Annotated in this window: 11 protein-coding genes; 5 read left to right on the top strand and 6 right to left on the bottom strand. The window is 41.1% G+C overall.

What is annotated here, in order from left to right:
* Positions 1–165 precede the first annotated feature (165 nt).
* The 4 genes from NF543_RS23030 to NF543_RS23015 all read right to left on the bottom strand — a co-directional run bounded on the left by NF543_RS23030 (position 166) and on the right by NF543_RS23015 (position 1,718).
* On the bottom strand, positions 166–309 hold the full coding sequence (locus tag NF543_RS23030; protein WP_257670561.1) for a hypothetical protein: 144 nt from the start codon (positions 307–309) through the stop codon (positions 166–168).
* Positions 310–375: 66 nt separating this feature from the next.
* A complete protein-coding gene (locus NF543_RS23025) occupies positions 376–870 on the bottom strand; it encodes a ferritin family protein (protein ID WP_257957558.1) in 495 nt (164 codons plus the stop codon).
* Positions 871–912: 42 nt separating this feature from the next.
* On the bottom strand, positions 913–1,374 hold the full coding sequence (locus NF543_RS23020) for a PA2169 family four-helix-bundle protein (protein WP_257670559.1): 462 nt from the start codon (positions 1,372–1,374) through the stop codon (positions 913–915).
* Positions 1,375–1,556: 182 nt separating this feature from the next.
* Positions 1,557–1,718: a hypothetical protein gene (locus tag NF543_RS23015; protein ID WP_257670558.1), complete on the bottom strand. Its 162-nt coding sequence runs from the start codon at positions 1,716–1,718 to the stop codon at positions 1,557–1,559.
* A 326-nt stretch (positions 1,719–2,044) separates the two neighbouring features.
* Here NF543_RS23015 and NF543_RS23010 point away from each other — a divergent pair, with 326 nt between their 5' ends.
* On the top strand, positions 2,045–3,562 hold the full coding sequence (locus tag NF543_RS23010; RefSeq protein WP_257670557.1) for an acyl-CoA dehydrogenase family protein: 1,518 nt from the start codon (positions 2,045–2,047) through the stop codon (positions 3,560–3,562).
* A gap of 39 nt (positions 3,563–3,601) precedes the next feature.
* Here NF543_RS23010 and NF543_RS23005 read toward each other — a convergent pair whose 3' ends face one another.
* The gene (locus NF543_RS23005) at positions 3,602–4,795 is read right to left on the bottom strand and encodes a phospholipase D-like domain-containing protein (RefSeq protein WP_257670556.1); all 1,194 of its coding nucleotides are present in this window, start codon (positions 4,793–4,795) and stop codon (positions 3,602–3,604) included.
* A gap of 226 nt (positions 4,796–5,021) precedes the next feature.
* Between NF543_RS23005 and NF543_RS23000 the strand changes: the two genes are divergently transcribed.
* Positions 5,022–5,975: a CvpA family protein gene (locus tag NF543_RS23000; protein ID WP_257670555.1), complete on the top strand. Its 954-nt coding sequence runs from the start codon at positions 5,022–5,024 to the stop codon at positions 5,973–5,975.
* A gap of 28 nt (positions 5,976–6,003) precedes the next feature.
* Here NF543_RS23000 and NF543_RS22995 read toward each other — a convergent pair whose 3' ends face one another.
* Entirely contained in the window at positions 6,004–6,741 is a 738-nt protein-coding gene (locus NF543_RS22995; RefSeq protein ID WP_257670554.1) for an MBL fold metallo-hydrolase, read from the bottom strand.
* A 578-nt stretch (positions 6,742–7,319) separates the two neighbouring features.
* On the opposite strand from NF543_RS22995, the gene NF543_RS22990 reads away from it, so the two are divergent.
* From NF543_RS22990 to purB, 3 genes are all read left to right on the top strand, one after another.
* Positions 7,320–7,550 carry a hypothetical protein gene (locus NF543_RS22990; protein ID WP_257670553.1) on the top strand — a complete coding sequence of 77 codons (231 nt, stop codon included), beginning with the start codon at positions 7,320–7,322 and terminating at the stop codon, positions 7,548–7,550.
* A gap of 19 nt (positions 7,551–7,569) precedes the next feature.
* Positions 7,570–8,082, top strand: a complete 513-nt coding sequence (locus NF543_RS22985; protein WP_257670552.1) for an RNA polymerase sigma factor — start codon at positions 7,570–7,572, stop codon at positions 8,080–8,082.
* Between the two features lie 277 nt (positions 8,083–8,359).
* On the top strand, positions 8,360–9,703 hold the full coding sequence (gene purB / locus NF543_RS22980; protein ID WP_257670551.1) for an adenylosuccinate lyase: 1,344 nt from the start codon (positions 8,360–8,362) through the stop codon (positions 9,701–9,703).
* The last annotated feature ends 56 nt before the right edge of the window (positions 9,704–9,759 follow it).

Genomic DNA, 9,759 nt, shown 5'->3' with positions numbered 1-9,759 from the left:
TATTTATTCGTTTTATCCAGTGACACAGTTGGTGTTACACTCTCCCAGTAGGCCAAAGATTGCATCAGACACCGATGCAAAATTGACAGAAATCGCCATGAAGGAAGCTAACGTGGCTCAATAACAAGGCGTCCAAGTAACCTTATTCCCGCCCCCTTTGGGCAATTATCTGCGTAAATACCGTATCAGGCCTTCATCGGTGCGATCAATGGGGCCTTCAAGTACGGATTGATAGCTCCATATACGCCGCCCATTCACTTCGATCAAGTCATTCAGCAATTCCAATGTTGTTTTTGATTGGTCTGTCATGATTTATAGTGTTGGAAATCCCATAAAAATGGGAACTTGCTTTAATATTATCAAACACATACCGGATTATGAGACAGCTGCCAAAGGCTCTTTCATGGCTTGCTTATGCAGTAATCGCTCAAAATGAGCAATCCAATCACGGGCAGCTATTACCTCCCGTTTCTGCTTATTAACCAATGCTCTTACTTCGGCATTCAATCCATCTGTACCTTCTACACTATGATAAGCAATTAATAGTGCATTTTCACCCGATTTACATTTGTCCAAAGAATAACTGGGCATCCGGTCGGAAAAAACGGCTTTCACTACAGACCATGCCAGTCCGTATTCACCTTCCTGTTGAGGCAGCAACATCTCTTCTTTTATTCCCATGGAGGTTCCAATATCATATAACTCCTTCTTCATCATCTTGCTTTGCCTGATGAATCCAGTGAATAACGATTCTAAACAGGTCTCCTCGGGACTAAACTTATTCCGCATGTTTTCATAACCATTTATGCGTTCGGCATGGAATGCTACCAAATCCCTTAAACATTCCGCCGTTGTACTCAGGTTCTTCATCATCATAAATATGTTGTTGACTATTATTCTCATCTACCTCCATTATATCACCTTTTCACGATCTCTTAATTGCTTGACATGGTCATGTGAAGCCAACAATTGTGTTTTTTGTTTGGAAATAAGCGACTTGGCAGCAATGGATATTCCTTCTTCTTGCTCTGCCTGCCGATAGGCTCTTTGCGCAGCGTCTTCTCCATACTCACAGCTTTCTAAAAGCGCTTTACGGTCATCCATAGCCATAATCACCTTGACATCCATCCATGCACGGTATATTCTACCGGCCATGGTGGTGTCTTCATCTACCACATTTTCCCGTGAACTGATGTGTTCTTGGAGCTCGGTTTTTAGATTTTGGCTTTGTTCTATCAATCCACTGAAAAGTGCTTTGAGGTCCACATGGGCAGCTGGCAATTCGGCTATTGCTTTTTGGTAGCCTGCGATTCGGTCATTGTTGATTTTGATTAAGTCATTTAACACTTCAGCTGTTTTTTTCAAGTCTTCCATGATTGTTCCTTTCTTTTAAGCTATTGCAATTCTTCTAAAACTAATTGTCTCTTCCCGTTTTTGATCTCCGCATCTCCAAATGATGAGCCTGCGCTACCAATCAATGCTTCTAAGGTGTTGACAATCTGTGGGCATTATTGTTTGAAGAATTTCGAACAAACATATAGGTTAATGAATTCATGTCAGGTTAATGAATTATAACGAGCGTATGAGCGCAATGCTTTACCTATTGCACTCACAATATCAGGATGGATTTCACCATCCATTACCTGCCATATCCCATCTTTTTCGACAATGACGATATTTTCTTTTGCTTCATCTAATTCACACAAAAAATTCATCATCAACTAATATTTATCGTTCAAAATTGGGCCAAATGCTGTCTATTCCTTATCATTGCATGAATGTAAATAGGTTGCGATATAATCTCTTTTTTTCTGAACATGTGGTTGCTTTTTTTAGTACACCCGTGCCAACTTGAGATTCCGTACCTAAATGTTTAATTTTAATATGCTAGGATTAGTCATTGGTTGTTAGCGAATGATCGCCCTAGCTCTTCAATTTTCTCAAAACTAAAGTCGCATTAAATTGTCATCTCAAAATGAGAAGGCATGCTGAAAAATTGGCCACTTATACAGAGGTGGTAAAAAAAATATAACATCTTTAAACAATGCTGGATACACTAACACCACCAATAAATACAAATTTCAAATCCTTTATAAAGGATTTTGAACAAACGCTGAAGCATCTTTTTCATGAACGAAATGACATCGATCAATTAAGCCTAAGGAGGGGTTTACCATCTTCCATTAGCAATGAAATTTTAGACAAGCACCCTTTATCGGTAGCTATCCCCAAAGAATACGGAGGCCGTGGGCTACATGTGAAAGAATGCCTGGGTATCTTGGCCTCCGCATCCTATGAATCGCTCTCACTCTCTTTAATTTTTGGAATTAACATTGCCTTATTTCTGGAACCTGTGGCTAAATATGCCAAGCCGGCCGTTAAAGAGGCTATTTTTAAGCGGTTTATCGAAGAACGGGGTATGGGGGGACTGATGATTACCGAACCTGATTTCGGAAGCGATGCCTTGAATATGCAAACCTATCATAAAGAACAGGAACATAGCTATCAAATAAAAGGGACAAAACACTGGCAGGGATTGACCGGAATGGCCGATTATTGGCTCGTTGCTTCAAGGAAGCAATTGCCCAGCGGTCAATTGGATCGCGACCTCAGTTTTTTCATCTGCGATACTCGGCAGGAAAAACAACAAATCAAAGTAGAAGAATATTATGACAATCTAGGCCTATATATGATTCCCTATGGGCGCAATGAACTTGACATTGAAGTACCGAAGTCGTTCAAGCTACAGCCGGAATCTACCGGTATAAAAATGATGCTTGACATTCTACATAGAAGCAGGTTGCAATTTCCGGGGATGGGTATGGGATTTATCAAACGGATGTTGGATGAAGCCATCACCCATTGTAAAAACAGAACCATCGGAGCAAGCAGCCTCTTTGACATGGACCAAATCCAGTTTCAGCTTTCACGGATACAAGCGGCATATACCTTATGTTCCGCCATGTGCGCCCGAAGCTGCACCATAAGTGGCATTGAAAACAACCTAGCCTTGGCAGGCCTTGAGGCAAATAGTATGAAAGCAGTGGTGACTGATATGATGCATGAATCTGCGCAAATACTCTTGCAGGTTTCTGGGGCAAAAGGGTACAGAATAAGCCATATCGGTGGCCGAGGGACAACAGATAGCCGCTCGTTTCAAATATTTGAAGGTTCCAATGAAATGTTATATGGTCAAATTGCTGAAACGATGTACCGGATGATGAAAAAGGAAAAGGAGCAACATCTTTTCAGTTTTTTGAAGCGGCATCCCCTTACCGCCAATGCCGTTGATTTCTTCAAAAAGGAAACCGATTTTCAGATTGACACTGTTTTGCCACAACGAAAATTGGTCGATTTAGGTAAGGTATTGGCCAGGATCATATCCATCGGATATGTATTGGACTTACAAGCAAGTGGATTTAGAAACGACTTAATCCATCAATGCATCAATACCGTTAAACATGAAATTGCTGGTTTGGTTCGCTCCTTCGAATTTGAAAATACGATTCATGTCGTATTTGACTATACGGATAATAGCTCTTGGTTGGAATTTACAGTATAAACGAAATGGAAACTAAGGCAATAGTATAGCGACTTGTTGTTAATCATTCCTTCGCTTTTCTTGTTTCATATAAAAAGTACCTAGGAAAAAAATGATACGCAACATCTTAAAGGAAAACCATCTCATAAACCTGGTCAGCAAACCATTGTTATTAGAAAAACTATCGGGGCACACGCGTATGCAATGATTTTGCATAATGGATTCCAACTCACGAATTGTGTGTTGTACAAAAGCTTCCCCCTGTACATCCAGATTCAATTCCACGCTAACCTTAGCGCTAAGGTCATTGACATTGAAAGAACCGATAGTCATCCATTCTTCATCACAGGTAGCCAATTTACCGTGGAGCATCTCTCCGGTGTATTCATAAATTTCTACATGGTGTCTCAAAAGCCAACCATACATAAACCGTTCGGCATCTTTCACCAGCGGAACGTCCATACGGCTACAAATAATTAGCCTCACATTTACACCACGCTTCACCGCCGCCTTGATATGATTTTGTATAGCTGTCCCCGGCAAAAAATAACTGGAGAGTATAATGACCTTTGCCTCGGCATTTCGTAATATTTGTGCATAGGTTCTGCTAATTTCATGTTTCCGCCGTACCCAGTCATTCCGACACATCCGCACGGCGCAGGTTTCTTTGGGTCCAAAGTCAATCTTAGTGGGATAAACCTCACAACGCGGAATATGCCTAATCCGCTGGAAGTTCTTCCAAGTCATCCAGCATAACTCACATAACTTTATAGCAATTTCACCTTCCACGTAAAGCGCAAAATCCAACCAAGCGGCTTGGCCTGGCTTATCATTATACCTATCGCCAATATTAGCGCCCGTTACCAATGCACAATGGGCATCTACTACAAACACTTTTTGATGCATCCGCCTACCTACATAAAAGTTTTTACTTTTGAACAAGGGTTCGAAAAACCGGAAATGCACACCATTTTCCTCAAATTGCCTTGTAAAGGTTTTTTTCAGGCCCTGCGAACCATAGCCATCTACAAGTATATATACAGTCACTCCTCTTTTCGCCGCAGCAATCAACGCATCAGCTACCTGTTGTCCTGTTTCATCTGGTTCATAAATATAAACCTGTAAGTGAATATGTTCTTTTGCTTGTTCAATGAGCTGAATAAGCAATGTAAAATACGCATTGCCGCCTAAAAGTAATCTTACTTTTTGATTAGGATAATAATCTTGATGATTAGCTGTTTTCTTTTCCGGCATTTTTTAATTAACCATGGAGGTCTATGTCTGATTATCCTGCATTGCGACACCCGTGCCCCGTGCCCTAGCTGAAATCCCGGAATCTGACCCGGTAACCCAATGCTACTTTATCTTTCAGTTTATTCATACCAAGTTACCATGAGAACACCAGCCTATATTTTTTGTTTGAGCATTATCATAAAACCCCATACCCCTTTCATTGTTATACAGTAAAGTAAGGGAGCAAATGAATATTATAGATATCATACTTGCCTTGATCATTTTACTGGCTCTCTGGAATGGAATATCCAAAGGGTTTTATTCAGGAATGGCCGGATTGATTTCATGGCTGGGAAGCCTTTTGGTTACTTTTTGGCTATATCGTTATCTCTCCGAATTTGTGGAAACACATGTCATTGCCAGTATATGGACGATTCCCCTGACATTTTTAATTACATTGCTAGTAGTCAGCATCATTTTTTCAACGCTGACAGGCCAAGTAATCCGGACAATTCCTCAGAAAACTCATGACCATAAATTAAACAAGCTGCTTGGTCTTTTGCCCGGAGCCATAATGGGAATCCTTTATGCAGCTATTGTGTCGGCTTTACTGTTGCTGCTCCCGTTATCAGACACCGTTTCATCTCATACGCGTAATAGTTGGCTAGCACAACGATTAACAACTAAATTAGAACGAGTAGAGCAACAATTGACCCCTGTATTTGAAGAGGCTGTAAACCGATCGATGAACAAAATGACTATCGACCCGGCTTCCACCAAAAAAGTGGATCTCCCCTTCACCGTTAAAAACCCCAAACCTCGACCCGACTTAGAAACTGAGATGCTTCAATTGATTAATGAAGAACGTGCGAAAGTCGATCTCCCTCCATTAAAAAATGATGTGGAAATGATACCGGTAGCCCGGCAACATTCAGCAGACATGTTTGCACGGGGCTATTTTTCGCATATCACGCTGGAAGGCGACACACCGTTCGATCGCATACGAAAGGCCAATCTTACCTTTCTCGCTGCTGGAGAAAATCTGGCCATTGCCCAAACCTTACTATTGGCCCATGAAGGTTTAATGGATTCGCCAGGCCATCGTGCTAACATCCTCCGTCCAGCATTCGGCCGTGTGGGGATAGGCATTCTGGATGGTGGTGTATACGGTTTAATGGTAACACAAAAATTTCGCAATTAATGGTCATTTTGCACTGCCTAAACCCCTGCTATAATACGATTTTTAAGCCATCTTCTGCACATGCATGCCTCACCTGATCAAGGTTTTGGAGCATCTCGGCACCAAAATGCGTTAGTAATATTTGCTTATAGGTAAGTTGTTTGTCGTATGCCCGCAGGGTCATGTAATTCATATGGCCTTTTATCGCTGAATCGTAAAAATTGCATTCGCAAATAAACAAATCGGCATCCCTAGCCAATTCGATCAGTACCGGTGTCCATTCCGTATCACCCGAATAACTTATTATTTTACCGCCTATCCCTATCCGTAACCCGTGCGGAAAAGCCTCCTCCGTATGGACGACAGGGAACGCGCATACTTCCAAATGATCAGCTTGCAACATTCCGCCAGGAATAAACGTCTTGAATAGGAGATTAAGCCTTCCTAATACATCACTGCTTGGATATAAAAGATTGAGAAGTTGCGTAATCCGCTCCCTACCTGTTGGTGGGCTGATAATCGTCAGTGGTTTTTCACGTTGCCTTAAAGATTCTTCTAGCAATAAAAAGGGTATACCTCCAAAATGGTCACCATGGAAATGAGATATTACTATGGTATCTATATCATTGCTATCCACACCATATTTTTTCAACCCCGGTACGGCACTTGCACCACAGTCAAGCAACAAGCCGCAATGGGATGCTTTTATATAAAAGCATGTATGCATCCGTGCTCCATTCGCGAATGCGTCACCGCATCCAATTATCGTCAATTCAACCTTGCTCATTGTGCCAACTAATAATCTTGAGAAAAATATACATTAATCAAACGTCATACCCAATATGCATACAACACATATATCAAGTAATTATGGATATACACCAACTAGGATACCGTTATTGCGGTAAGGGTTTAGCCGCTCACTATGTCTTAATTTTAGTTGTCGGTGTATAGATATGTCGACCATTGCTCCACTTTCATGGATGGTTTTGTTAATGAATTATCCCTATTATTCTTTGCATTCATGCAGTGATCGCCTCGGATGCAAGTCCATCTCATATCAAATTTGGGTTCTCCAGATAACATACGTGCTCCCAGGTGACCATATTGAGGTCTCTATTATTGAGCACGATGACCCCTTTCAGTTTTTTATAATTAATTCAAACAAAACACTTCCTATGTTGTTATTATCTTCGCAAGCAGTTGCTAATTATATCCATTAAAACAAACAGCATTTTATTACCAATTCATTTTCATTATTACTAAAGAACAGGGTCTAACTCAAATATGGAAAAACTAGACAAGCATAAAAAACTAGGCAAGTATTTGATTGTTTCTTTAAATGTTGATGATAAAAGGTAGACGATGTTGACAAATATCGTTATGCATTCCGGTGATAGCCCGTTATCATTCGGTAATATCTTATCTCTTTTCCAGACAGAACAATCGATAGGTGCTATCGGCCATTGGTCGTTGGGGTCTGTTCCTTTTTTACCAGTTAAAAAGTGGAGAGTTGAAGGCATGAGCGAGCAGTTGGCTATGTTAATTATGTTAATAAGGATAGTTAAAAGCATCGACAGTAAAAATATATCGTGAACAATAAATTCTATAAGTTATGAATAAGGTTGAATTTAATGCCAAAGTTATAAATGAGGCTGGCTCACTAAACAATTACGCTTTCTATTTCACTCATGATGAGGAAAATGCCAATGATTTGGTGCAAGATACCATGCTAAAAGCATTTTCATATTACAACAAATTTAAGGAAGGAACGAATTTGCAGGCATGGCTTTACACGATATTGAAAAACACCTTCATCAACTATTACAGGAGAAAGGTCAAGACCAACTCAATCATGATTAAATCCGATAATATTTCGTCTTCAGATCTTTTTAAAAGTGCGCTAAATAATGGTGCAGAAGGGAAATTCGTGATGGAAGATATTGAGCAGGCTTTGTCGCACCTATCGGAAGAATATTACTATCCGTTTTCTATGTATTTTGAAGGGTATAAATACCATGAAATTGCTGAGCATTTTAAAATTCCGATAGGGACGGTAAAAACCCGTATTCATGTGGCGCGGCAACAATTAAAGAAAAAGCTCAAACCATATTCTAGAGACCATTGACAAATCGATTGCAAGAATAGTCTAGTCCATCAGCACGATGTCGTAGCGATTTAATAACCATATAATCGATGCATACTTATCGCACCACCTATGTTGAGATAGTTCCTGCTTTTGTTTTCCTTGCATGCGAGAAGCCAGCTACATCTTCGGTGCTACGATACCGGTAACGGGAGGACGCATTACGATATGAGTCTATAACAACCGCTCGTTTCTGTGATGTAAGATTTTCGTATCTCCCCTTCATTTTTTCTACCTTTGTAGCAAACTATTATTCAGTATGTCCTTATCACCACTCACGGCCGTATCTCCCATAGACGGTCGCTATCATAATGCTACACAGGAATTATCCGACTATTTTTCTGAATATGCCCTTATTAAATACCGGGTATTCGTGGAGATTGAATATTTTATAACGCTCTGTAACAAGGGGATTCCTCAGTTGCGGCATTTTGATGGTAGTCTTAATGACAAATTAAGGGATATTTATAAACACTTTTCATTGGAAGATGCCCAATGGATCAAGGGAAAAGAAAAAGAAACCAACCACGATGTAAAAGCCGTAGAATACTTTCTCAAAGATAGATTTGAAGCCTTGGGTTTGGTGGATTCATTGGAATTCATTCACTTTGGACTGACTTCACAAGATATCAACAATACCGCTATTCCCTATTCATGGAAAGAAGCACTCACGAATATATATATTCCACAACTCAACAGCTTCGTAACGGAACTGGAACAATTGGCTACTGAATGGGCCACCGTACCGATGCTTGCCCGCACGCATGGACAGCCGGCATCTCCCACCCGGTTGGGTAAGGAAATCAAGGTTTTCGTCGAAAGGATAGGCAACCAGATCCAAGGCTTGGAAACTATTCCTTATGCCGCTAAATTCGGCGGTGCCACGGGCAATTTCAATGCCCATAAAGTGGCTTATCCCGATACAGATTGGGTGGCCTTTGGCAATATGTTCGTCAATGAAACATTGGGACTGCAGCGTTCACAAACAACTACACAAATCGAGCATTACGACCATTTCGCAGCCCACTGTGATGCACTGAAACGCATCAACACCATATTGATAGATCTATGTAGGGATGTATGGACCTATATCTCCATGGATTACTTCAAGCAGAAAATTACCAAAGGACAAATCGGATCATCGGCCATGCCCCATAAGGTGAATCCCATTGATTTCGAAAATGCCGAAGGCAATCTTGGCATGGCCAATGCGTTATTTGAACACTTGGCAGCCAAATTGCCCATATCGCGCTTGCAACGTGACCTCACGGATTCCACCGTGCTCCGCAATATCGGCGTGCCATTGGCCCATACCCTCATTGCCATCAAATCCACCATTAGGGGCTTAAAAAAACTTATCCTCAACGAAAGTGTCTTGAAGGCCGATCTGGAGCAAAACTGGGCAGTGGTGGCCGAAGCCATACAGACCATCCTGCGACGTGAAGGCTATCCGAAACCTTATGAAACATTGAAAGAATTGACCCGCACCAATGAGGCCATCACCCAGGAGGCTATTGCCGCCTTTGTAGACACCCTCAATGTGAGCGATGCCGTGAAAGCGGAGTTGAAAGCGATAACACCATGGAGCTACACAGGCGTATAAACACCGAACCTTTGACCTCACCCTGACCAAAACAGTCATGAATTATTAATACCTTT

Origin of the sequence: Parapedobacter tibetensis, from assembly GCF_024704835.1 — a bacterium.
In the GTDB taxonomy this organism is placed as follows: Bacteria; Bacteroidota; Bacteroidia; order Sphingobacteriales; family Sphingobacteriaceae; genus Parapedobacter; species Parapedobacter tibetensis.
Note: the sequence above shows the minus strand (reverse complement) of the source record. Positions and strands in the feature narration are given on the sequence as shown.

Coding starts and splice junctions, on each gene's coding strand:
- NF543_RS23030 (WP_257670561.1), bottom strand. CDS start 309: ATGACAGACCAATCAAAAACAACATTGGAATTGCTGAATGACTTGATC.
- NF543_RS23025 (WP_257957558.1), bottom strand. CDS start 870: ATGAAGAACCTGAGTACAACGGCGGAATGTTTAAGGGATTTGGTAGCA.
- NF543_RS23020 (WP_257670559.1), bottom strand. CDS start 1,374: ATGGAAGACTTGAAAAAAACAGCTGAAGTGTTAAATGACTTAATCAAA.
- NF543_RS23015 (WP_257670558.1), bottom strand. CDS start 1,718: ATGATGAATTTTTTGTGTGAATTAGATGAAGCAAAAGAAAATATCGTC.
- NF543_RS23010 (WP_257670557.1), top strand. CDS start 2,045: ATGCTGGATACACTAACACCACCAATAAATACAAATTTCAAATCCTTT.
- NF543_RS23005 (WP_257670556.1), bottom strand. CDS start 4,795: ATGCCGGAAAAGAAAACAGCTAATCATCAAGATTATTATCCTAATCAA.
- NF543_RS23000 (WP_257670555.1), top strand. CDS start 5,022: ATGAATATTATAGATATCATACTTGCCTTGATCATTTTACTGGCTCTC.
- NF543_RS22995 (WP_257670554.1), bottom strand. CDS start 6,741: ATGAGCAAGGTTGAATTGACGATAATTGGATGCGGTGACGCATTCGCG.
- NF543_RS22990 (WP_257670553.1), top strand. CDS start 7,320: ATGTTGACAAATATCGTTATGCATTCCGGTGATAGCCCGTTATCATTC.
- NF543_RS22985 (WP_257670552.1), top strand. CDS start 7,570: ATGAATAAGGTTGAATTTAATGCCAAAGTTATAAATGAGGCTGGCTCA.
- purB (WP_257670551.1), top strand. CDS start 8,360: ATGTCCTTATCACCACTCACGGCCGTATCTCCCATAGACGGTCGCTAT.